This window comes from Candidatus Laterigemmans baculatus (genome assembly GCF_010367455.1).
Classification (GTDB): Bacteria; Planctomycetota; Planctomycetia; order Pirellulales; family Pirellulaceae; genus Laterigemmans; species Laterigemmans baculatus.
In genome coordinates this window covers 11,434-36,045 of the sequence record NZ_WRPR01000019.1, presented here as the reverse complement: position 1 = coordinate 36,045, position 24,612 = coordinate 11,434, and the positions used below count along the sequence as shown (strand labels likewise).

Genomic DNA, 24,612 nt, shown 5'->3' with positions numbered 1-24,612 from the left:
AACGTGGTTTCTCAGGCCGGCTGCTCGCGGAGAGCCGCGGCTGGCAGGCCTTCGACGGCGGGCCCTGCGGTTCGCCCCGCAGGGGTGCCGTTGTGTGTTTCGGTCGACTACGAGCTCAGCGAGCCGTGGCTTTGATTTTGATATCAACGCCAGCCGGCAAACTCAGCTTATTCAGCGCCTCGATCGTCTTGGCGGTCGCCTGCACGATGTCGATCAGCCGCTTGTGCGTGCGGATCTCGAACTGCTGGCGAGCCTTCTTGTCGATGTTCGGCCCAGAGAGCACGGTGTACCGCTCGATCCGCGTGGGCAGCGGAATCGGGCCGTGCACTTCCGAGTGAGTTCGCTTCACGGTGTCGACAATATCCTGAGCGCTCTGGTCCAGGATCGAATGGTCGTAAGCTTCCATTCGGATGCGGATAACTTCGTTAGCGCCAGCCGACACGGCGACTTCCTAGCTGTCATACGTAAGTGCGAAACAACCGACCGCAGGGGAGGCGTGTTCGTGGTACGCACACTCTCTGCGGTTTCCCCGGTGGGGAGCGTCAGAATTTACGGATCGCCGAAGGAATGGTCAACGGCTGTCATGCAGAATTCTCACAGAATCTTCGCGAACCTGCTCCCGGAAGCGGTGTCCCGCGGGCCGGAGGTCTCTTCCCCATCAGCCGCCGGGCGCTAGCCCCCGGTTTTGCCGAACTCAACGGAAACCGGACGCTAGCGCGTGGCGGCTGATGGTTTGGCGGAAACCGGACGCTAGCGCGTGGCGGCTGATGGTTTGACGGAAACCGGACGCTAGCGCGTGGCGGCTGATGGTTTGGCGGAAACCGGACGCTAGCGCGTGGCGGCTGATGGTTTGACGGAAACCGGACGCAACAGGGGCTAGCGGCGGATGGTAGGGAACGTTAGGGCTGGAACTCGCGGAGCAGTTCGCGCAACGGGTCGCGGCTGGTTTCGCTTGGGGGCGGATCGACCGGGACCAGGTGCGGGACGCCTCCTGGGTTGTTCGCTTGCTTAGCCAATCGGTAAACGTCGACGACGCCGCCACTGAATTGGTTGCCAGGAGGGATGGGGAAGATGCCCAAGCCTTTCGGTTGGTAGTTAACGTCTTCGATCGGATTGGGGCTCTTGCCGGTGCGGTCGATGGCGATCGACTGAAGGAAACGTTCGTACACCGCAATGTCGTAGAGCTGGGCCGGGGGGAGCGCGGTGACCAACTCCTCTCGGTAAAAGCCGCCGAACGGGGAGACGACTTCGTAAGTCTCGACCAACGTCGCTCCCGGGTCTCGCTCGAGTTCGACCTCCACGGCCGCACCGGGGCGGATCCGCAAGGGGCGGCCAAAAGTCCCGGAAAGGTCGGGCCCGCCAGCCGGGTGGTGCAAGCCGCGGAGGTCGCGAATTACCACCCACAGCTCTTCGTCGTGGGAATTGAGCAGCGTCGCCGTCACCGGGGGGAGGGCGGATTTGGGTCGCAGGGCGTGCTCGGTCATCCGCACCCGCGGGAGGTCGAGCCGCGGAGGGACCGCGCGGGCTTCGAGCAGCCAGTCCTGGGCCGGTCCGCCGCTGGTCCGCTCGAGCGTGACCAGCGTGTCCCGCGAGCCGGCGAGCGAGCGGCCCGGATAGGCCACGCTCTCGAGTCGCACCGCCCGGTCGGTCGCCAGCGAGGGGACCAGCCGCCATAGCTGCTGGGAGTCGCGCGACGTGGGGACGAGGACCGCAGCCCCGGCTGGTCCACGGGCCGAGAGCGACCACAGCCGGTCCCCCACGAGCGATTGCAGCCGATACAGATCGCGGCCGATCGGGCCCAACACCCAAAACTGACTTTCGCTCGAAACATCGGGTCCCATGCGGACTGCCCCTTCGCCGCTGGCCGTGAGCACGAGCCGCCGCTCCGCCGCGTCGGCTGTCGTGAGCACCCGCACCTCGGTTTGACTCGCTGCCGGCAGGCCCAGCTCCGGCCGCCCCAGATCGGCTTCGGGGGGCGGGGGAACGGGCAGCGGGGGAACGGGCAGCGGCGGTTGCCCCTGGGCCTCGGTCAGCCAACTGCTGCTGGGCCCAAGCCCGATGCAGAGTCCGACGAGCGTCATCAAGGCCATGTGAAAGTGCATGGGGATCTGCCCTGTACGAGAACCTGCCCTTGAACAACGTGCCCTTGCACAACGTGCCCTTAAACAGGGCCCCTCTGGACCGGGCCCCTCTAGACCGGGCCCCTCTGGACCGGGCCCCTCTGGACCGGGCCCCTCTGGACCGGGCCCCTGTCCAGCACGACGCGGTGCTCCCTAAGTTGAAGAGGTCGCCTGCGCTCGCTGGCGGCGTGGCATGCTCTTTGATGCAGTCGCTATGCCGGCCGCGCGAATTTTATCCCACTTTCCCTCTTCAGCACTCGCTCCCAGCCGACCAACCCGATGCAAGAAATCGACCTCAAAGAATTCGAGTGGAACATCGTCGTCCGCCCCCTCTCGATCGACGACTTCCCGGCGATGGTCGAGATGCAGCAGAAATGTTTTCCCGATATGCACCCGTGGAGTCGCGAGCAGGTCGAGAGCCAGCTGAAGCATTTTCCCGAGGGGCAGATCGGGATCGAGTGCGACGGCAAGTTGGTCGCCAGCAGCAGCAGCTTGGTTCTCCGCTACGACGAGCAGACCGAGTGGCATAACTACAAAAAGATGTCCGACTCGGGATACATCCGGAATCACGTCCCCGACGGCGACACGTTGTACGGGATCGAGATCATGGTCGATCCGGAGTACCGCGGGATGCGACTCTCCCGCCGGCTGTACGACGAGCGGAAGGAACTGTGTCGCCAGCGGAATCTCGCGCGGATCATGATCGGCGGGCGAATCCCGGGCTACGGAAAGTATGCCGACGCGATGTCAGCCCGCGAGTACGTCGAGCGGGTGATGGACAAATCGCTCTACGATCCGGTGCTCACCGCCCAGCTGGCCAACGGGTTCGCACTGCAGGGACTGATTCCCGACTATTTGGCGAGCGACCACGAGTCCCGCGGTTATGCCACGTTCCTCGAGTGGAAGAACCTCGATTATCGCAGCGGCAAGCGGAAGCGGTTCCATCGCTCGGTGGAGCCGGTCCGGATCGGAGCAGTGCAGTATCAGATGCGGCCGGTGGCGGATTTCGACGAGTTCGCCCGCCAGTCGCAGTACTTTGTCGACGTTGCGGGGGATTACAAGTGCGATTTTCTGCTGTTCCCCGAGCTGTTCACGACTCAGCTCCTTTCCTGCATCGAGCCCGATCGGCCGGGGCAAGCGGCTCGCAAGCTGGCCGACTTCACCCCGCAGTATCTCGAGTTCTTCACCGAGATGGCGGTCAAATATGACACGAACATCATCGGCGGCTCGCAGTTCGTCGTTGAAGACGATGCCCTCTACAACGTCAGCTTTTTCTTCGGTCGCGACGGGACGATCGGGCGGCAGTCGAAGCTTCACATCACCCCGTCGGAGCGTCGCTGGTGGGGCGTGACCGGCGGAGACACGTTTGAGATTTTTGAAACCGATTGCGGACCGATCTCGATCCAGGTGTGCTACGACGTCGAGTTCCCCGAGCTTGGGCGGATGGCCGCGGCACAAGGGGCAAACCTGATCTTCGTCCCCTACAACACCGACTCGCGGGCCGCCTACCTGCGGGTGCGGAGCTGCGCGGCGGCTCGGTGCGTGGAGAACCACGTTTACTGCGCGATCGCCGGCTGCACAGGCAATCTGCCCTTCGTCGAGAATGCCGACGTGCACTATGCCCAGACGGCGATCCTGACCCCGTCCGATGTGATGTTCGCCCGCGACGGGATCAGCGGTGAAGCCAACCCCAATATCGAGACCGTGATCATCCAGGACGTCGACCTCGAACTGCTCCGTCGCCACCGTGAAACCGGCAGCGTGCAGAACTGGCGGGACCGCCGCACCGATTTCTACCGGCTGCGGTACCGCCGAGGAGATCAGTGGAACGAGATCTGAGCCGGGATGGGGGCGGCGAGAGGAGTCGTTGGCACGGGCGTTGCGTTTCAGTCGCGTCGCTTTCCAACCCTTGGCTGCGACCTTGCATTCGCGTGCATTCCATCAGCCGAAACGCGCTAGCGTCCGGTTCGTCGAGTTCCGGGGAAACCGGACGCTAGCGCGTGGCGGCTGATGGAACGGGGGCAGCCGAACCAGAGCCCCTTACAGAAGAAGCAGAACGATGGAAGCGGACACGAAAAGGGAATGCTTGATCGCGGAGTTCCAGACGCGGGAAGATGCTCGGATCGGGCTCGAAGTCCTCGACACCTACGACTTTACTACCGCGTCGGCTTCGGTCGTGGCTCGCGAGGCGGGCGAAGTGATGGGGGACGAAGCGGTGCAGCAACTCGGTCGCTATGACCACCAGGTGGAAGCGGCGCACTCTTCGGGCAAAGGAGCAGGGCTCGGAACGCTGCTCGGCGGAGTGGTAGCCGCCCCGATCGCGGCGAGCACGATGGTCGGACCGCTGTTCATCGCCGGTCCCCTCGCCGGGATGGCGGTCGGGGCCGTGGCCGGAGCTGCCCTCGGGGGAGCCGGTCGCTGGGGCGTCAACGAAGAATCGCGGCGGACGTACCAGCAACGGGTGGAAGCCGGTTCGGTGCTGGTGATCGTCACCGATGAGCCCGACCGCGTCTCGCAGGCCGAGCACGGTCTGAAGACGACCAACGTCGTCAACCTCGAACGCTTTTCCTTCAGCAAACCCACGGCCGATTGAACCGCCTTGTGAGCCGACGGCGCTAGCCGCGGGTGAGCCGACGGCGCTAGCCGCGGGTGAGCCGACGGCGCTAGCCGCGGGTGAGCCGACGGCGCTAGCCGCGGGTTCCGTCACGCTGCCCGGCTGGCTCGAGCTTGGATTTAAACGCCACTGCAACGCAACGTTTTCTCATGTTGCGGAGCGAAGGAGGCCCGAGGCTAGCGCCTACGGCTCAAGGGCGGATGCGGTCGATCAGGAGTGGACGCTGCTGGGGCTGCACTTACAATTTCTCGGCGGCTTCTGTCTCTCTTCCCTTCCTCCCCAATCCGCCCGTGCCGAGTGTCGTCTCCGAGCCGATCAGCATCTACGATTCGTCTGGCGTCGAGCTCCTGCGACGAGAACTGCGTCTCGATCCCCAGCGCGTGCGACGCTGGCGGACATCGCTGCTGAAGCGATTCCTGCCGGCGGAGGAGGCACTGGTCGATTTTCCCGCCGATCGGCTCGCCGTGCACGCCTTGGCCGAGCACGGGCGGTTTGATTCCGGCGTCGATGGTGCTACCAAACTGCTGTTACGGACTTCGGCGGGGATGCTCGTCGAAGCGGTGATCCTCCGCATTGCCACGGGCCGCACGACGCTCTGCATCTCCTGCCAAGTCGGCTGTGCGGCGGCGTGCCGATTTTGTGCCACCGGCAAGATGGGCGTCGCCCGCCCGCTCTCGGTCGCCGAGATCCTCGACCAGATCCTGCGGGCCGGGCAGATCCTGCGGGAGGAAGACCGCTCGCTGCGGAACATCGTGTTCATGGGGATGGGCGAGCCTTTCCACAACGAGGAAAATCTCTATCCGGCGCTTGAGACGCTGACCTCTCCCGAGTTTTTCAACCACGCGCCCACGAAAATTCTTGTCTCGACCGTGGGAATCCCCGAGGCGATGGTCCGGTTTGCGGAGCGGTTTCCCAAAATCAACCTCGCGCTCAGCCTGCACAGTGCTCGACAGGAAGTTCGCGAGCAGCTGATTCCGCTGGCCAAACGGTATCCGCTCGATGCGCTGCGGGAAGCGGTCGCGGAGGTCAACCGGATTCAGCAGAAAAGCGTAATGATCGAATACTTGATGCTGGCCGACGTGAACGATGGGGACGAAGACGCGCGACAGTTGATGGCCTGGATCGAGGGGCTCGACGTGCATGTGAACCTGATCCCGTTCAACGCAATCGATGGAGCTCCCGAGCTGACCGCGAGCGATCGACCACGGCGGGAGGCGTTTGCCGCGCGGCTCAAAGCAGCCGGAATCAAAACCACGATGCGGTACTCGCTCGGGCAAGACATCGAAGCCGCCTGCGGTCAGTTGGTCCGTCGGCTGGAGAGGCATCCGCGAGGAGGGGCCCTCCCCGGGCCTAAGAGCCCGACCCTCCCGCAAGCGGGAGAGTGAACTGGAGGCGGCTCTGGAAAATGCTACTTGGCCGTTCTCGGTCTGCCGCGATTTTCTGCTGAGAGCTTGGGCTGGGGGAGGTCGTCGAAGCCTTGCAGGACTTGCTCGTACTCTTGCGCTGTCATGCTGTAGATTTGCGAGCGGTTGGTTCGCTCGTCTTTGACGACGTGCAAGAAGGAGTGGACGAAGGGTTCGGTGACGCGGGCTTTGGCATCGAGCGGAGCGACGATCATCAGTTGCAATCCGAATTGCTCGAAGAGCCGCAGCGCGTATTCGGCGTAGCGGTCGTCGACCTTGGAAAACATCTCGTCGACGACGACGAACTGGAACCGTCCGGCGATCCGGCCGGTGGGATCGAGGTCGTACTGGTAGGCGATCGCGGCGACCAGAATCGTGAACGCCAGCTTGGCTTTTTCGCCTCCCGACTGGCCAGCGCTGTCTTCGTAGAAGCTGCGAGTTTCCCCGTTCTCGGCTTCGATCTCCCGAGCGGCGAAATCGTACCAGCGGCGGACGTCGATGACTTTGTCGCGCCACCGCGTGTTCTCTTGGTCTCCCAGCCGTTGGACGAGCCGCTCGATCCGCACGAACCGGTCCTCGTCCGCTTCGGCCGAACCTTCGAACGCACCGTCGAGGCATTCGCGGAGGGCGCGGCGGAAGTCGCGAATCTCCCGATCGTTGACTTGCCGTGGCTCGAGCCGCATGAAAGTCCCCGGCCGATACGCTAGGCTCCCGAGGGCCACGTTGAGCTGCCGAATTTTCTCTTCGATCTGCTTGCACTCGTCCTGCAGAGCGGCATGAAACAGAGCGACCTCTTGGGTGACTTTGTCGTTCAGCCGGTCCTTGAAACGCTGCTCGTGTTTTGGCAGGTCCTCGCGGCGAATCTGCTCGAGCAGTCCGAGGAAATCGTCGATCGCACCGACTTCGGCCTGCAGATCGTCCCGTTCGGCCTTGAACTCCCGCAGGAATTGCCCCATCGCGCGGAGCAGCCGTTCGGTCAGCGGATCGAGCTTGCCGCGGAGCCGAGCAATCTCCGCCACGCTCGCGTCCTTCCATTCAACTTCTTTCGCGAACAGATTCTCAACGGTCAACGCGGAACGCGTCAGCCGCTTGTCGAGATCGGGAAAGACGGCCTCGTAATGCCGCAACGACTGCTCGCGGCGAAACGTTTCGAGGCGACTGCGAGCCTGCTCCAAAACCTTTTCGCCCTGTTCGATTTCACGCTGCAGCTCCCGCTCGCGAGCCACCGCCTCGTCCCGTTGTTGCTCGAGCCGCACTCCCTCCAGCTCTGCCGCTTGCAGCCGGCCGCGGAGCGTTTGGATCGTGTCGTTGGACGCTTCCAGCTCCGCGCGTTCCCGCTCGAGGGCTTCGATCTCGCGACGGTGTCGTCCCGCGTCGATCTCCTCAAATTGCTCGATCGAGAGCGCCGTGCGGCTGGCGTGGAGGACATCTTGCTGGTGTTGGCGTTCGTCCGCCAAGTCGCTGAGTCGCTCGGCGAGCGTTTGCAGCTCGCGATCCAGAGCGGCGATTGCTTCGCTCAGGCTGCGGCGTTTCTCGCGGTTGTCCCAGCCGAGCACGAAATACCGCGACGCCGAAGCCCGCGGTCGATCGTCCTTCTCATGCCGCTCGCCCCCAGTCTTCACGTGTCGATTCGCGGTCAGCGCAAATCGCCGAGCTGCGGCGAACTCCTCCATTGAAACGCAGCACTGGTAATCGAATCGCCGCCCGAGCACGCCGCGGACCCACGGCGTCAGTGGATGTCCGCTGCGAAACTGCAGCTTGCGGAGCAGCGATTGGGGGTGGAACCGATCCTGCTTGCTCGGCTCCTCGGGTAAACCCGCGACTTTCAAATAGACCAGCCGCTGACCAGTCCCCTGAGCGTCGACCAAACGGTTCTGTTCGACATGCTTGCTGACTCGCTGGTACAAGGGCTCGGGGACCAGGAGGCTGAGAGCGAACGGCCGCAGGACCATCTCGATCGAGGCCTCCCAAGCACGCTCCTCGGGAAGTACTGCGATCAGCTCGGCGGCAAACGGAAGCTCCTTTTCGCTCAGCCCCAGGTCCTCGCAGAGCCGGCTTCGCAGCGTCGCCAAGTTGCCCGGCAGATTCGACCGCCGCCGCGCGAGCTGTTCGAGCTCGTCGGCATCCGCTCGCCGCTGGCCGCGCAGCCGATCGCGTTCGCCGAGCAACGACTCGTACTCTTCGTTGACCGCCGCGGCGCGAGCTTCGCTTTGGCGGACAATCGCGGCGAGGGCTCCGCGGGTTGCGGAGAACTGCGAAGGCGTATCGACAGACTCCGGGATTCCAGCCAGCCGCAGCGCCGCGTGGTAGCGGTCGTGCTCTTTTTGCTTGGCTTCCGCCGCCACCTGCTCCCGGTCGATCCACAATGGAATCGTCCGCAGCCGCTGGCTACCGGCTTGCTCGATCTCGTTGCGGAGTTGCCGGCAGTCCTCGCGAACGCTGCTCAATCGCGCGGCGAGCTGCGTCTTGGCGGCAGTCGCTTCCTCCCACTCCCGCCGACAACGCTCGTTTTCCGGTTCGAGCAGGCGGATCGTTTGCACGCGGAAGTAGGCGTTGATCGCCGCTTGCTCGCGCTCGGCCCGCTCGAGCCGAGATGCCTGCTTGCGATACTTGGCCGCGAGTTGCTCGATTGGCTCGAGTAGTTCCTGCTGGCCGCGGACGCGGACCAGTTCGCGGTGAGCCGTGCTCAGGTCGCTAAAGTGCCCCAGCAGTTTTTGGACTTTGTCGCGCCAGTCGCGAGCCTCGAGCATGTGGTCGCGGATGAATCGATTCAGGCTCTGAATATCCTTGACCGCCACGGTCTGGTTGAACATGTCCATCGCTTTGCCGCGGACGTGCGTGTGGCGGGCGAACCAGCTGTGGTACTCGCTGAATTTTTTGCTCGTTCGGTAGCCATTCGATTGCAGCCGCACGCGGACCTGTTCGGCCCGCTCGATCCCCAGCAGGTCGTCGGCCAGTCGCCGCGAGCCATCGGCCATCGCGAAGAGTTTTTCGACGCTGTCGTCGGCCTTCAGGTACAGCACTTGGAGGAGCGAAAACGATTCGCCGAGCTGCTCGTCGCCGAACACGGCCAGCAAAGCCGAGTAGTGTTTGCCTCCGGGCCGCAGGTACCGCGTGACAGCGGCCTGACCATCGTCACTCCCCTGACCGCAGGCGCCGCGGATGTAGCTTCTCTCGCTCCGCTCGGTCTTCTTGGCGCCGGCGGCGACGTTGTAGTTGCGGATCGCCGCAGGCACCAACAGCGTCAGCACCGCGTCGACCAGCGTTGATTTTCCCGAACCGTTTTGCCCGACCAACAGCGCGGTGCGACCATGGGGCTCGATCGTATAGACCCGCCCGTCGGTGCTGTCGAACGTTCCCCAGTTGTACAGCTCCAGACGCTGCAGCCGGTAACCAGGCCGCTCTGGACGCAGCTCGAAGAGGCTATCGATCATGCTTCGCTCCTTCCGTATTCTATTCTTCTGAGCCGCAGGCGCTAGCTTCGGGCCTCGCGACCCCGACGTCTTCCGCTGCTCGACTCTGTTAACTACGGGGTTGCGCCGCCCTCCCGGGGGGAGGGTGAGTGTGGCGCGGCTTCGGCCGCGGCGATCAGCTGCGCTTTTAAATTCTCCAGCTCGGCGATCGGCAGGCGGGCTTTGAGAATCCGCCGCACCTCCCACGACTCGGGCTCGCTAGCGAAGCGGCGAACGAATTTGAGGGCTTCGAGCTTGCGAACCGCCGACGCGAGCGACTTCCGCAACCGCAGCTCGTCCTCGGTGGCCGGAAAAAAGGTCCTCCAAGCGTCGAACAGCGCTTCGGTCTCGACCACGCAGCGTTCGTTGTCGAGGTCCTCGTCCTCAAACCGGCGGAACTCATCGCGGAGCAAAACGCACAGCAGCGTCGGCTCATAACCGAGGCTCGTGCGGCGAAACAAGCGTGGGAGCTGTTCGTAACCCTCCCGCTGTTCGTCTTCCTGCATCTGGCGGAGGTAGGCCAAGCCGTCCGCTTCGTCGACGACCAGGATCAAACCCACGCGAGCGAAATAGTCGGCCAGCTCCGAAGCATGCGAAAGCAGAATCTCCCACGCCGGCAGCTCGTCGGCATACAGCACCCCGCGCAACAGGTGCACGGCCGGGAGGCTCCACGGGCGATAGCCGGGGAGCGAATCATCGGGACCCAGATCGATCACTGCGAGGCTCCTTCGTTGCGGTTCTCTCGGTCGGCGGCAGCGCGAGCTCGCTTGCGGGCCGCGGTGGCCAAGAACGTGACTCGCGGCACATCGATCGCCAGCCATGGCGGCTCGTGGTCGCTCGTGGCAGGGCGGGGGATGCGAATCGTCTCGGTGTGTTGCGGGTCGACGCGGTGCCCGTCTTCGTGGGCGATTTGCATGTAGCCGAGGACTTCGATGACGCCCTGCGGCGGATGGGCGTCGAGCAATTCGCCAAGCGAGGCGCTTGCGCGATCGGCAAGCAGTCGCGAGAGGCTGCGTCGCATCCCCGTCCAGTCCAGCCGTCGCATTCCAGCCAGTTGGCGAAAGGCGGCAAACCGTTCGTCCTCGTCGGGCGCATGGTCGGCCAGCTCCGGAGCGTGGAACTCGACCGGCGGAGTCCAGAACCCACGTTCGGCGACGTTCCCCAGTCGCAGCTCGCTTTCGATCGCGAGGCTCACGGCATCCCGCGGCGGGGCCTCGGCCATTCGCGTGGCCAGGGTGCGAATCTCTCCCAGCACTTCCCCCAATCGCTTCCGCCCGGCGACCGTTCGGGAGTCGAGCAAGCGTCGCAGGGTGACGCTCAGCCGCTGGGTCGTCCGCAGAACTTTTTGAGCTTCGGCCAACAGCGAAGGGATCATCCCGCGGATCCGCCGCAGCCCTTCGTCCTGGTCGGCCAGCTCCGAGAGCTCGGCGAGTTCGGCGATCACTCGTTCCAGCTCCTCTTGCTTCTTCGGCGAGAGCACCAACCGCACGAACTCGTCGAAGCTGACTCCCTGGTCCTCGGCCCGCAACTCTTCCTCGGCGTCGAGCGCGTAGCCGAGGATCTCGCCCCGCGTCCGCTCGGCATCGCTTTGGCGTTTTTGGACGTCGCGGGTGAGTCGTTTGAACGATTCCTCGACCGCGCGAAAGTCGCCCTGCAATTGCGAAAGATCCTGGACCGCTTCGGCGAACCGCTCGCGGATCGCCGTCGGGCTGTAGGTCGCCACCACGCCGTCGGTCTCGATGCTGCGGATCTCCGAGTCGATCCGCTCTCGCTCGCTGCGAAGATATTCGAGCCGTCGCTCGCGATCATCCGAGCCGCGGACGACGAGATCGGAGAGCGTCTGGATGATTCGCCGCAGCCGCGATTCGGTCCCCACGAACCCCAGCCGTTCGCGGTCGAGCACCTCGCCGAGGAACTTGAGCACCGCTTCGCTTTCGGGCGTCAGCTCGTAACTCGCCTCGCTCTGCCCCGCCTCGAGGAACCGTCGCAGCCACCGCGTCGGCCCGGTCGACCAAGCGGTCAGGTAGGTCTCGGGCCGATCGCGAAGAGCTCGTTCGCGATGAGCCCGATCGCGGGGCTCGTCGACGTCCCTCTGGTGCAGCTCCTCCTGATACGCCGCCAGCTCGGCCACCAGCTCCGAATGAACCGCGACGATCGAGTTCGAGGCTTTGAACCGCTGGTGCAAAAAATCGATCACGTAGGGCGCCTGGGGGGACCGGAACAGACGGATCGCCGGGCTTTTCTCAAAGTACTCGACGAGTCGTTCCAGCTGCATGCCTGTGGCCCGAGCGGAGGTCGATGAGGATAGGATGGGAGCTGCGCGCAAACGTTGAAAACCTTCAAAACAGGCAGGAGCCCCGCTATTCACCATAGACGGAGGCGAGTGGCGAGTGGGTGCATGACTCGTACTCGTACTCAGCGAAGCGGTACTCGTACTCGTACTCGCGTCCCACGCTTACCGTCGGTGCGTCGGCTCGAGTAGGAGTACGCGTAGGAGCTCGTGCCCTGAATCCAGAACCTTCCTTTCGAGTGAACATCAATGCGCAAGTACATGGTGGGTTTCCTCGCCCTGGTCCTGACTCTTGGAACACTGCCGCTCGCCGCGACGGCCGACGAAGCTCGCGTCCCGTTGTCGCTCGAGGGGGCTGTGACCAACTACCTGGAGATCGAGCAACGTGACCAGGGGCAATGGGAACTACGCACGACCGGGGGGGATCCGTTCATTGAAATTCCCCTGCCGGAGCTCGCCGCAGCCGCGCAAACCCCGGTCCTCGCCTTCGAATACTTCTCCCCCCAGGGCGTCGTGGGGATGGAAATCCGCCTTGCCGCCGACAAGGGATGGACCCCGCCGATCGACATCGAGGGACTTCGTCCGGCCGAGGGCTGGAGCGAGGCGGGGCTGCCTTTGTCGGTGGAAGGGAACCGGTTTTGGGAGGAGGGAAAACCGCGGCGGCTGCGGATCGATTTCGGGATCGTCGAGGGAGTGAATCTGCGGGTCCGGCAGCTGGCGCTCCGCCCTCGCTCGGCAGAGGAACTGCGGAGCGAGGAGGAGCAAGCTCAGGAGCGGCTTCAAAAGCAGCAGCACGCCGACCAGATCGCAGCCTATCTCGAGGCCGACTTTCCCGGTTCGATTTCAGCCGTCGCCGTCGAGGCAACCACGATCCGCATCCATGGCCAATGCCCCGAGAGGGGCCAGTCCCCCGAGGGTGAGACGCGGGTCGCCTTGGCCGAACTCCCCTGGCATGCCGACGCCGTCCGCCCCGGGCCGCGGCACGTCGTCGTGCGGCTCGGCGAGGAGAACTGCGACGCCGAAGGCCGTTTTGAAATCGAGTTGCCCCGCGAGGAGGCCGGCCGCGATCGGCTCGGCAGCCGCTGGCAGATCGTGGCGGCGACCGAAGTGGCTGAAATTTTTGAGCCGCTCAGCCACGCTTGCTATGCGACCGACCTGAGCCGGCTCGGAGCGCCCGAGCTGCCTCCCCCACCGCGGCTCGAGAACGCCAAAGGGCTGGGAGGCGTCTCGCCCGTGTTCGGGCTCGAAGAGCTGAACGAGTTGGGGGTCCGGCACATCACCGTCAACATCGTCCTCAGCAAATTGCTCAGCGAATTCCCCTCCCCGGGCGAAGAGGCCCGAGATGCGGCCGGCGGTAGCGGTGAGACCTTCATCCACAACGGTCGCACCTGGCGAGTCAACTCCCGGCAGCTCGCTCACGCCGACCGCTCGATCGCCTTCGCTACCGAGCACGGGATCACGGTCGCTCTGATTCTGCTGCTGCCGACCCGCGATGCGGACATCTTGCTCCACCCCGAAGCGAATCGCGCGGGGGTCTACGCGATGCCGAACCTGGACGACCCGCAGGCGGCCGACAAGTACGAAGCGGTGCTGGCTTTGTTGGCCGAGCGATATTCGGGCCGCCCGACTGCGAGTGGGGGTCAACGCTCGGTAGGCCGCGTCGATCACTGGATCATCCACAACGAAGTCGACTACGGCTGGACCTGGACGAACATGGGCAAGCAACCGCTGGAGGTTTTTTTGGGGACCTACGTGCGGTCGATGCGGATGACTTATCTACAGGCCCGCCGCTTCAATCCGCACGCCAAAGTTTTCATCTCGCTGACGCACCGCTGGAACGTGCCGCGCGACGAGCAGTGGAAGACGTATCCGCCCCGCGAGATGCTGCGGCGGCTGGCCCAGTTCACTGCAGCGGAGGGGGATTTTGGCTGGGGCATCGCCTACCATCCCTACCCCGAGAGTCTCTGGGACTCGCGGACGTGGGAGGACACGCAGATCCAGGACGATTTCGACACGCCGCTGATCACGATGAAGAACATCCAGGTCCTCGATCGGTTCGTGAAGCTGCCCGAGAATCGCGACGCCGAAGGCCGGGTGCGCCCAGTTCTGCTGAGCGAGCAGGGATACCACACCGAGGAGGGCTACAGCGAGCAGACCCAGCGCGAGCAGGCCGCTGCCTTGCTCTATACGTGGGACCGGCTGCGCTCGATCGACACGGTGCTGGCGTACGACTACCACCGCTGGGTGGACGCAGCGGGAGAAGGAGGGCTGCTGTTGGGGCTGCGGAAACTTGGTAGCCGCGGGAAACCGGCCGGCGGCAAGAAGCTCGGCTGGGAAGTTTATCGGGCGATCGGTACGAGCGAAGAAGCCAAGTGGCGGGAGCGACTCGAGGAGGTTTACACGTTCAAGCCGCTGTTCGATGGCAGCTCGCTCAGCGGCTGGAACGGCGACCCAGCGTGGTTTCGCGTGGAAGAGCAAGCGATCGTCGCCGGCTCGCTCGAAAAGCCGATCCCGCACAACGTCTTCCTGTGCACCGACGAGAGCTTTGAGGACTTCGAGCTGCGGCTGGAAGTCAAGCTGGTGGGACCCGGCGAGAACGCGGGAGTCCAGTTTCGAACCGAGCGGATCGCGGGCAGCCACGAAGTCTCGGGCTATCAAGCCGACATGGGCTCGGCCGGCGGGCGACCGGTTTGGGGGTCGCTGTACGACGAATCGCGGCGGCGGAAGATGCTCGTCGAGGCAGACCCGGAAGTGGTTCGCGACATCTTGCGAAAGGACGACTGGAACCGGCTGCGGATTCGCTGCGAGGGCCCGCGGATCCAGATCTGGCTGAACGATCGGCAGACGGTCGATTATCGCGAAGCGGATGAAGCGATCGCCCGCCGCGGCGTGATCGCACTGCAAATTCACGGCGGCCCTCCCGCCGAAGCGTCTTACCGCAACATTCGACTCAAGGAGCTCTAGCAGCCCGCGACCGATTTTTGAGCCGACGGCGCTAGCCGCGGGTGCTACAGCGAAAATTTCGGGGCTGCGAGGCCCGAGGCTAGCGCCTGCGGCTCAAGGGGCCCGCGGCTAGCGCCTGCGGCTCAAGGGGCCCGAGGCTAGCGCTACTTGGTGAGGATCAGTTTGCCTTGGCGGGTGCGGCGGAGGCGATAGATCTGGCCGCCGTTCTCGATCCAGACTTCGTCGCCGCAGCGGGCCAGGGCGGAGAACGCGACGACTTTGGGGAACGCGGTCGCTGGCAGCGGTGCGGCGTCGATCGCCTCGCCCGCTTCGTGCAAACCGTCTCGCGATGGTTCGGTGCCCGATGGGGCCGCAGCGGGCAAGGCGGGCGCAGCGGGGAAGGCGGGCGCCGAGGGGGTGCGGGGCGCTGAGGAGGCGTGGGGCGCTGAGGAGGCGTGGGGCGCAGAGGAGGAGCGGGATTCGGCGGTGCGATTCTCGTCGTCGGTGGGCAAGGGAGTCATCCCGGGAGTCGGGGGCGAGCGAGCAAAAGGCCGTCACCGCTGCTCGGACCGAGCCGCGGTGGCGCTCGATTCTCGCCGAAGAAGGCGATCGGTGCAATATTGAGACTCAGTATCAAGCCGGGTTGTGGGAGAGGTGGGGGGCTCGCCGCTGCCGTCGATCGGCACCGCGACCGCAGCTCGACTCGGGGGGTTGCGCTTGCGGGCGATCCGCGTCATCATCCGGGGTGCCTGTTGGCTTCGAATCATCGTTTGCTCGACCTGCCGTTTGCTGAGTGCCCATGCCCCGCGATTTTTTGAAAGATGCTCGTTCCCGCTACGATGTCGTCGTCATCGGGAGCGGTTTGGCGGGGCTGACCGCCGCCAATATTCTGGGGCGCGCCGGGCACAGCGTGCTGCTGCTCGAACAGCACTACAAGCTTGGGGGACTGGCGACGTGGTTCCGCCGCCCGGGGAGCCACGTGTTCGACATCTCGCTGCACGGGTTCCCGCACGGGATGATCAAAAGCTGCCGCCGGTACTGGTCGAGCGAGATCGCCGACCGGATCGTGCAGCTCAAGAACATTCGCTTCGAGAACCCGATGTTCTCGCTCTCGACGACCTTCAACCGCACCGACTTCACCCGCCTGCTCGTCGAGCGGTTCGGCGTCGAACCGGCGACGGTCGAAGCGTTCTTCGACACCGCGCGGGGAATGAATTTCTACGACGACCAGTCGACCACGACGGGCGAGCTTTTTGAGCGATTCTTTCCGGGCCGCAGCGACATCGTGCGGCTGCTGATGGAACCGATCACCTACGCCAATGGTTCGACGCTCGAAGACCCGGCGATCACCTACGGGATCGTATTCAGCAACTTCATGAGCAAAGGGGTCTTCATCTACGAGGGCGGGACCGAGGATCTGATCGAGAAGATGCGATCCGAGCTGCTCTCGAACAACGTCGACATCCGCATCAACTGTGCGGTCGACAAAATTGAGGTGCGTCGCGGGCGCGTCGAAGCGGTCGAGGTGGCTGGGCGGCGGATCGAGACCGGGTGCGTGATCAGCAACTCGAATCTCCGCTCCACGATCTTCCAGATGGTCGGCGAGGAGCACTTTGATCGGAACTTCGTCGACCAGGCCCGGGAGGTGCGGCTGAACAACAGCAGCACGCAGGTCTACATGGCGATGAAGCCGGAGGTGGAGATCGATGAAGCCTGCGGCGATCTACTGTTCACCAGCACCGCCGAGGAGTTCCGCACCGATCTGCTGCTCAGCCGCGACATCACCAGCCGCACCTTCTCATTCTATTACCCGCGGACGCGTCCCGAAGCGAAGCATCGCCGGCACGCGATCGTCAGCAGCACCAACGCGAATTGGTCGGACTGGGCCGGGCTCGGCGACGCCGAGTACGAAGCGAGCAAACAGGATCTGATCGAGACCACCCTCGACGCCCTCGACCGCTTCGTGCCGGGAATCCGCGACAAAGTCGAGCGCGTCGAAGCCGCCACGCCGCGGACTTTCCAGCACTACACGATGCACCAAATGGGCGCGAGCTTTGGAACCAAGTTCGAGGGGCTCGGAGTGAGCCGCGCTCTGCCCCAGCAAATCGATGGCCTGTATCACGCCGGGAGCGTCGGGATCATCATGAGCGGCTGGCTCGGCGCGATCAATTACGGTGTGATCGTGGCCAATGAAGTCGACCAACAGCTGATGAAAGCGGCCACCCGCAGCAACTGAGTCCTGGGTCCTGAGTCCTGAGTCCTGCGGCGGCTCAGCGGCGGCCGAGCAGCGGGCTGGCGGCCGCCACTCCGCACATCGCCAGCGAGAGCGGCAGCGGGATCAGCGTGAGCGAGAGCAGGCCGAACACAGCGAGCCAGAGCGCCGGCCGCATCAGGTAGCGGGCACCGATCAACCGCAGGCAGATCGAAGCGATCATCCACGCCAAGATCCCCAGCCAGAGCACGCGGATCGCGCGGATTTTAGGGTCTCCCTGGACGACTTGCCGAGGAGCCATCGCGGCGGGAATGTTTTCCACTCCACCGGGAGCCGAGATCAGTCGCGACGGAGTCCAGGTCGGAGGAGGAATCCACCAACTGGAACTGGAGACGCCCCCCGCAGCGACTCGGGAGTCGAATTCGCCCCCGAGGACGCGCTGCAGGAAGCGGGGGGCCCAGGCGTCGATCGCGGTCCAGACCGAGCGCCCGGTCGCGGGATCGTTCCCCCCCGGCTCGGCATCCCCGCCCGGCTCGGCGTCCCCGCCCGGCTCGGCATCCCCGTCCGTATCGGCATCCCCGTCCGCATCGGCTGGGCCCTCGCCGCCTGCTTCCGCCGCATCCCCTTCGGCTTCCTCCGCCCCGAGCGGCGGAGTGGCGGGTTCCAGCCCGTGCCAGCCGAGTTCCTCGAGCCGCGCGAACCACGGCCGCAACCATTCCCGTTTTTCCGCTGTGGGCCGTTCGGCGACGTTGTCGACCGACGCATCGAGGGCGTCCATCATTGCCCCGGCCAGGGCTCGCCGGTACGCGTCCGCGTCGGCGGTCTGCCAAGGGCCTTGGGAGAGGTCGGGGGCGGCCAGCAGGCGTTCGGCTTGCAGCAGCCGATCGAGCGAACTTCCCCGCGCCTCTCCCTCGGCAGCGTCGGCGAGCGTGGGAGCCGCTTCACCGGTGTGGAGGTTGAGGGCGTCGTCGTAGCTCGCGACCCAGGTTCGCGTGACGGGAATATCGACGAGATACGGGAGGGCGAGATCGGCTCCCGGTTCGGCGACCGGCAGCGCCACGAGCAGCACGATCTGCTGGGCCAAGCGGCTGAGGCCCACCGCGACGGTGACCCGTCGCGAATCGTCGTCCGGGCGGGCTTCGCTCGGCGTTCCCGAAGCCCAGCTTCCCAGCACGCGCGCCCCCGGCGGAATCTGGAATTCGACCTGGTCGCGGTTGCCTGGCAGCAGGTCCCACCGCATCAGCGCTAGCAGCGAGTCGTCTTTTCTCGGAAAGAGCGCAACGTCCAACAGCGGACAGCGGGCCGCATCGGAGTTCCCATCCGCTTGGCGGAGAGTCGCCGAAAAAGACTCGCCGGCGATTTCGTAGAACAGGTGGGAGGCCGGCGGCGGGGCGACATCCTGCAGCGAAGTCGGCGGGGCAGCCCAGCGAGCGTTGCGGGTTTGCCAGTCGATTTGGGTATTGGTCAGCCGCCGCGGCGGGGCGAAGAAGCGCTGCCGCGGACCTTCTCCGAGCAAGCGGATGCTGGGGACCGATATTCCCCCTTCGCCGGCGCTCTCCAGGCTCGACGTGATCCGGACGCGAATGTTCGAGCTTGCCGCTCCGCTGGACGGGGCTCTCGCTGAGCCAGTCGTGGGGTCCTGGGGGAGGATGCGAATCAGCTGGGTCGCCGGATCGATCGCCGGTTGGCTCGACCACTTGGCGGCCGGCTCGACATCCAGTCCTTCGATCCACCGCGTGGGAACTTCGACCGTGAGGAAGTCGGTTGAGCCGCCAAAGTCATCGACATCGATCGTCGCCTCGAGCGTCCATAATCCGTCCTCCCAGCGGAGCGTGGTGAGGGTGGTCGCCGCAAACCGCGAGGCGACATCGGTGATCTGATAACGGCCGGCGAGCCGCGTGGCGGTGGACGATTCGGCCGCGGCGAGGACCCAGGAACGCAGCGGGACCGTTCCGGCGGTCAGATCGTAGTCGATCGGCGGACCGGTCTCGGCGACCTCCGTCGGGGCGGCCAACTCGCGAACTCGCAACCGCTCACCGCGGAACATTTGGTAGCGGCTGGTCTCGATTTCCACGCCACTCAGTCGCAATCGCGGTGGCGCAAAGTTCTTGTCCGCTGCAACCGGCAGCGTACCGACGACTTGCACCTCGGTCGGCTCGCTCGCGGCGGTGGGAGGAAGAAGCAGCTCGAGGGCGTTGCTCGCCGGGGGAACGACGATTGCCGCGGTCGGTTCGCCATTGAGCTGGAGGCTCTCGATCCGCATCTCCGGGGGCAACAGGAGCCGCAGCGGTTGGGCCGGATCGCCGATCGTCTGGATCGTGGCGAGATATTCCAGCCGCAAATGGTCGCGGGCGGCGACCAAGCGATGGGCTTCGTTGCCGCGGACCAATTGCGGTGGAGGCGGAAGAACCTGGACGCTCAGTTCGGCGGCTTCGGGCGCCTCCCAGACGCGGTCGGCGGGGCCTTGGAAGCCTTGCCAGAGCTCGAAGAAGTCGCCCGCCTCGAGACTCGTCTCGAGCGTGCTCGAAGCCGACGGCGCGATCGACCAGCCGGTGGGGACGTCGATCGCCAGCAGCGTCGCGAGACCGCCGAGCAGCCCCTCGGGACGGACGTCGGGCAATTCGATCGTGCCGCCGCCGGAGAGCGGCTGGGGCTCGGACCACAGCAGGCGAATCGGTCCCGGAGCTTCGACCAGCGAGACCAAACGCAACGTCCCGGCTGCCGGCTCCACGTCGTCCCGTTCCTGGAGCATCCAATCGGGGCTGGTCACGCTCGGCTCGGGCCCATAGTCGCCGGAGAGCGCGATCACGGCCCCGGCGCTAGCCACGTCGCCAATCTCCAGTTCCAGCTCGCGGCTGACGTGCTCTCCGCTCGCCTGCACCCACCAGCGTCGGCGGACCTCGTCGGTCCCTCGCGGCAGCGTCCCCCCACGGTGTTGCCAGAGGAGCATCAGGTCGTCGATCGGGCCGAGCGACGCGGTGACCCGATTCCCCGAGTCGCCCCCCTCGATCCGGCCAAAACATTTCGGCAAGTTGACGCCGGTCAGCGGACCATCGGAAGCGACCGACAGGCTCGCCCGAGCCACTGCTGGAATCCCCATCGCCAAGCGACAGACCCCACCGGCCGCGGTGAGTTCCACCTCCGGAGAGAGCGAGGCGCGGAGGATATTCATTCCGGCTCGCGGGGGACGGATCAGGACCGAATCGCCGTCGGGGCGGGGGCGAATCTCGTTGGGAACCGAATCGACGATGACTTCCAAGCGGTCGAGCGACATCGGATCGATCGGCAGCCGCACCATCCGCGACGCCGTCTCGATCTCCACCCGCCACGTCGCTTCGATGCTCACCGAGTCCGGGATCCGCGCGTCGGCCGAAGGGGTCACTCGCACCTGATACGAGGCCGATTGGAACTGGATCTCGCCCAGATCTTGCTGCCCGCCGGTCGGTCGAAACAGCGAGTCGTAAACGCGCTGCGGGATGTAGACGCGGTCCCCAGCCAACTCGCCTTCCGGAGTGACGGGGATCATCACCTCGAAGTTCGTGTCGAGTGGCGAAGCGGCTAGCGGACCGGCCGCCGCACCCGGCGGCGAGCCGCTGGAGGGATCGGCGGCGAGGGCGACCGTCGCTGCGCTCACGACGCCGCCAAGGGCGATGACCCACCAGAGGCCGCCGAGCCGCGAGGAGTCGCGGCCGAGCGAGGCGGTCGGCTGAAGCTCGACTGGGGCGGCGGTGCGACTGCCCGACGACGGCGGTTGCCCCCGTTTGGCCTGCCCCGGTTTGCCCGCACCCGGTTTGCCAGAATCTCTCGAGCCTCCGTTCGAATACCGTCCACTCCGCTGGACTGAGACGCTCGAGCTGTCCCGGGCCTGGCGGACGCTCCACACGCTGGCCAGCAGCCCCGCGGCGGTCATCGGCAACAACACGAAGCCGACCAGCGGAGCCGTCCAGACCGGCACCAGCGGAGCCGCGATCGCCACGCCGATGAACGGGGCGACGACGATCCACGGGGCGAGCCGGAACAACCACCAGCTGAGCCCGAGCAGGAGCAGCGCGACCGCTCCACCCATCCCCCAGGCGAAGCTGGACTGGACCAGCCACAGCGTTTCCCCGGGAGCGAAGGGAGTCACGACCGCCCCGGCATGATCCTCCATCCAGCTCGGTGGCAATCCTTCGGCCGACGCGGCTACGGCGAGGGTGTCCGGAGCCGTCCACAATCGCCAACTGCGGCGGAGAACGACGGCGGACGTCTCGATCGAAGGGGCGCGGAACTTCCGTACCAGATGGCTCACCGGCGGCGGTCGCCAGAAGTCGATGTGGACCCACCCACCCCCCTCGGGCGATGCGACGCGAACTTCCCCTGGCCGCTGCACCGCTTCCTTCGCCAGCGGCCGTCCGTTGACCTCCGTCACCCGCATTTCGGGATCGAAGCGGACCGAGAGCGGGTGCGGGCCGTCGAGCCGATAGGAGGCGCGGAACCGATCGCCCCCCCCGAGCCCGGCAAGCACTTCGACCCGTTCGTCCCAGACCACCGACGGGGCCGGTGCCGCAGGGGCAACGCGGAGCACGATCGAGGCTTCGTTGCTCGCATCGTAGCGGAGCAACCAACCCTCGCCGGTTCGCCCCTGCGAGCCCGAGACGGCAGCCGAACCGCCGAGCGAACCGCGGCCGCTCAATTCGGAGGAAACTTCCGGCGCAACCTGCCCAGCCAAGCGGGCCTGCGGAGCACTCTCGTCGGGAGCAGCCACCGCCACCGGCGAACTCACCCGGGGGACGCGGAGCACCGGCCCCTCGGTGCGCAGCAGACTCAGCCGCGGACCGATCGAGACCGTCGCCCGTTGCGACGACGTCTGTGCGGCCTGGGTCAGCGGGACCGTCGGCAGCGGAATGAGAATCGGGCTGCTCCCCGCCGCACGGTCTTCCGCGGCGATACCCTGTTCGCGGTCCCTGCGGTTCGGACCGCTGCGGTTGGGAGCTGCTTCCGCTTGGGGGAACGGATAGCGGCGGCTTCCGATCAGGACCCATTCATCGCCCGCATTTCCCGGCGGCGTCAGCTCCCAGATCTCGCCTTCGCCCGGTGCCCCGGCCACCCGCTCGGCTCGGAACGGCTCCTGCGAAGGCATTTGGCCCGAGGGGGAATCGGCGGGCGACCACTGCATCGGCGGACGGTTACCAGCGGCGCCAAGCCGCACCCGAAGCTGGGGCAGGCGGCCGGCGGGCAGGCGGCAGGTGACCCGCAGCTGTTCCACGAGTTCTCCGTCCTCGAGCTGCAAATCGAGGTGCAGATCGGCGCTGAAGACGGGCGGCGGTTGACGCACCTGCAGCTCGGGAGTCAGCCCCTCATCGGTGTCAAAGAGCAGCGTTTTGCCGCTGACCGGCCCGATCATCTCGGCGAACGCCGAAGACAGCTGATCGCTTTTGATCCGTCGCCCCCGCAGCGCCGTGCCCGAGACCCAGTCGAAGTCGGCCGGCGGCACGACCGCGGCGACACAGCGGACGACCGAGCCGCGGAGTCGAGTGAACCACGTGGCTGGGACGGTATGGAATTGTCCCTGACGCTGCGCCACGTGACGGCCGGTGATTTGCACCCGCAGCACGCCGTCGACCACGTCCCCCGATTCGGGCCAGACCGTCAGCGCACCGCTCTCGCCCGCTTCGCTCGGCAACTCGATGATCCGTCCCGAGGAGCGGAGCAGCACCGAATCGACCTGCCAGCCCGATTGAAAGACGAATCGCAGCGGCTGCGGGCCCTCGCCAGCGACCTCGATCGCCGCTTCCCAGCGGGCTCGCAACTCGTTCGGGAACGCCGCCAACCGCAGCGCGGCGTTCGTCTTGGGCCAGTGTTCGGTGGCAGCCAGTCGGACTGCGGGTAGGGTGCTGCCGGGAGGTCCGGTGATGCGGAACGATTGCTCGGGGAGCGGCGTCGGCTCACCCGCCGGCTCACCCCTCTGTTCACCCGCCGGTGCGCCGTCAGCGGCTTCGCCGGCTGCACCTTCGGCAGCTCCGGCGGAAAGCGGTGCGATCTCGTCGACCGACCACCCGGCCTGATCGAGGATCTCGACCAGCCGCAGGGGGGAACCGACGCGGAGCAGTGCCTCGGTCTGGGACACCGCCAAACGGGGCTGGCGATCGGGAAAACCGATCTGCGGCAACCGGACCGTCCCGTGCTGGTTGTCCGGCGCGTCCCAGAGGGGAGCGAACCCGGAAATCTCGAATCGGATGGGAAGCATCGGCAACGAAGCCGAGGCCGGAGGCGGAATGACCTGCAGTCGTACGCGGCGACCGTCGCTCGAGACCGGTTCTTCCCCCTCCGCCACGCCTTCCGCCGCCGAGGTGTCGGCGGTCTCCTTCCAACGCGCCTCCTCTCCGTTGATGCGGACCGAAGTGATCCGTCCCCCGTCGAAAATCGTCAACTGGGGAAGGGTTTGGCCTCGCGGCAGGTCGACCACCAGTCGGGCCGACCAGTCGAGACCTTCGGGAGAGGCTGCATAGTCGAAACCCAACTGCCGCACCGACAATCGCTGGGGAGCTTCGCCCGCCCCGTCGGGATGGACGACCAGCCGGAGACGCGTCAGCCCACCCGCTTCGATCCCATACCAGGTGAGCTCCGTTTCCCCGGTCACTCCCCGCGCCTCCTGCGGGGGACTCGGGTAGGCGGTCAGCACCCCGTCGAGCGACTCCAGTTGCGTTCCGGCGGGCATGCCGACAACGAACCGCGTGCGGCCGCAGGCGGGAATCCGGAGGTCGAAATGGTAGCTCCCGTCGGGGCCGAGCACCCCGCGGCGGCTCCACCCGAAGCGCAATCGCGAATCTTGGTAAACCACCGCTCGGACGCCGCCGTCGGCGGCAGTCAAGAGCCGGGCGGACTGGGCCGGCGGACCAGCGGTGGCCGAATCCCCTTCGAGCGCCAGGTTCATCGGTCCCAGCGAAAGTTGACCCGGAGCGTCGTCGCGGTAGGTCAGGTCCAGCATCGACGCATCGGGATCGCTGACCAGCGCGTCGGAGACAAAGCGGGCGACATAAACCGCGCTCGAAAGCTGCGGCCGCTCCTCGCCCGGTTGCCCCGGCGTCGCTTCGCGGAGCAGCGCCGCTTCGAGATCGTCGAGGGCGACCGGCCAAAAGTTGCTTGGCACCAGCCGCGGTGCGTGCGACTCGTAAAAGAAGATGCGGCGGAAATGGGGTAGCCAGCTGTCGAGGCTCGCCCCGCCCTCCCTAGCTGGCCGATTCGCAGCAGCCGGGCCACGCGCAGCAGCCGGGCCACTCGCAGCCGGGCCACTCGCGGCCGGGCTTGCGGGGGCGCTGCCGGTCGGGCTGCTCAAGCTTCCGCTACTCAAGCTCCCGCTACTCAAGCTCCCGTTGCCGGCCGCTCCCCGGCTGGCTCCTCCACCGCTCGGGGACCCGCCGCTTGGGGACCCGCCGCTTGGGGACCCGCCGCTCGCTGCCGCTCCGCTGGTCGCCGAGCCGCTGGTGGGTCCGCTTGGAGTGGACGCGGGGGACGCGACCTCTGCCGCGGGCGATCCCGGGCGGCGCTGGAGGGAATCCTGGCTGTGTGCGAGGGGCGGGACGAGCCCCAGCACGGCGA

General features: G+C 66.0%; 12 protein-coding genes. 5 read left to right on the top strand and 7 right to left on the bottom strand.

Features of this window, described 5'->3' with window-relative positions; genetic code table 11:
• Positions 1 to 115: 115 nt before the first annotated feature.
• Both rpsJ and GNK13_RS04055 read right to left on the bottom strand, forming a co-directional pair.
• Positions 116 to 442 (bottom strand): 30S ribosomal protein S10, encoded by a 327-nt coding sequence (rpsJ, locus tag GNK13_RS04060; RefSeq protein WP_164101163.1) that lies wholly within the window; start codon positions 440 to 442, stop codon positions 116 to 118.
• Between the two features lie 457 nt (positions 443 to 899).
• A complete protein-coding gene (locus GNK13_RS04055; RefSeq protein WP_164101162.1) occupies positions 900 to 2,102 on the bottom strand; it encodes an RICIN domain-containing protein in 1,203 nt (400 codons plus the stop codon).
• Positions 2,103 to 2,399: 297 nt separating this feature from the next.
• Here GNK13_RS04055 and GNK13_RS04050 point away from each other — a divergent pair, with 297 nt between their 5' ends.
• The 3 genes from GNK13_RS04050 to rlmN all read left to right on the top strand — a co-directional run bounded on the left by GNK13_RS04050 (position 2,400) and on the right by rlmN (position 6,119).
• Positions 2,400 to 3,959 (top strand): bifunctional GNAT family N-acetyltransferase/carbon-nitrogen hydrolase family protein, encoded by a 1,560-nt coding sequence (locus GNK13_RS04050; protein WP_164101161.1) that lies wholly within the window; start codon positions 2,400 to 2,402, stop codon positions 3,957 to 3,959.
• A gap of 220 nt (positions 3,960 to 4,179) precedes the next feature.
• Positions 4,180 to 4,713 carry a DUF1269 domain-containing protein gene (locus GNK13_RS04045; protein ID WP_164101160.1) on the top strand — a complete coding sequence of 178 codons (534 nt, stop codon included), beginning with the start codon at positions 4,180 to 4,182 and terminating at the stop codon, positions 4,711 to 4,713.
• Positions 4,714 to 5,024: 311 nt separating this feature from the next.
• Positions 5,025 to 6,119, top strand: coding sequence for a 23S rRNA (adenine(2503)-C(2))-methyltransferase RlmN (gene rlmN, locus GNK13_RS04040; protein ID WP_235934766.1), 1,095 nt, complete (start codon positions 5,025 to 5,027; stop codon positions 6,117 to 6,119).
• Positions 6,120 to 6,142: 23 nt separating this feature from the next.
• Here rlmN and GNK13_RS04035 read toward each other — a convergent pair whose 3' ends face one another.
• The 3 genes from GNK13_RS04035 to GNK13_RS04025 form a co-directional block, all read right to left on the bottom strand.
• Entirely contained in the window at positions 6,143 to 9,571 is a 3,429-nt protein-coding gene (locus tag GNK13_RS04035; protein ID WP_164101158.1) for an ATP-binding protein, read from the bottom strand.
• A 92-nt stretch (positions 9,572 to 9,663) separates the two neighbouring features.
• A complete protein-coding gene (locus GNK13_RS04030) occupies positions 9,664 to 10,305 on the bottom strand; it encodes a DUF4194 domain-containing protein (protein WP_164101157.1) in 642 nt (213 codons plus the stop codon).
• Positions 10,302 to 11,864, bottom strand: coding sequence for a DUF3375 family protein (locus tag GNK13_RS04025; protein WP_164101156.1), 1,563 nt, complete (start codon positions 11,862 to 11,864; stop codon positions 10,302 to 10,304). The genes GNK13_RS04030 and GNK13_RS04025 overlap by 4 nt, the downstream gene beginning before the upstream one ends.
• 264 nt (positions 11,865 to 12,128) lie before the next feature.
• Here GNK13_RS04025 and GNK13_RS21630 point away from each other — a divergent pair, with 264 nt between their 5' ends.
• On the top strand, positions 12,129 to 14,843 hold the full coding sequence (locus tag GNK13_RS21630) for a DUF5722 domain-containing protein (protein WP_235934765.1): 2,715 nt from the start codon (positions 12,129 to 12,131) through the stop codon (positions 14,841 to 14,843).
• A 143-nt stretch (positions 14,844 to 14,986) separates the two neighbouring features.
• Here the strand turns inward: GNK13_RS21630 and GNK13_RS21625 are convergent, their stop codons facing one another.
• On the bottom strand, positions 14,987 to 15,343 hold the full coding sequence (locus GNK13_RS21625; protein ID WP_235934764.1) for a hemin uptake protein HemP: 357 nt from the start codon (positions 15,341 to 15,343) through the stop codon (positions 14,987 to 14,989).
• A 278-nt stretch (positions 15,344 to 15,621) separates the two neighbouring features.
• Between GNK13_RS21625 and GNK13_RS04010 the strand changes: the two genes are divergently transcribed.
• Positions 15,622 to 17,058 carry a phytoene desaturase family protein gene (locus GNK13_RS04010; RefSeq protein WP_164101155.1) on the top strand — a complete coding sequence of 479 codons (1,437 nt, stop codon included), beginning with the start codon at positions 15,622 to 15,624 and terminating at the stop codon, positions 17,056 to 17,058.
• Between the two features lie 34 nt (positions 17,059 to 17,092).
• Here GNK13_RS04010 and GNK13_RS04005 read toward each other — a convergent pair whose 3' ends face one another.
• Positions 17,093 to 24,163, bottom strand: coding sequence for a hypothetical protein (locus GNK13_RS04005; RefSeq protein WP_164101146.1), 7,071 nt, complete (start codon positions 24,161 to 24,163; stop codon positions 17,093 to 17,095).
• Positions 24,164 to 24,612 lie beyond the last annotated feature (449 nt).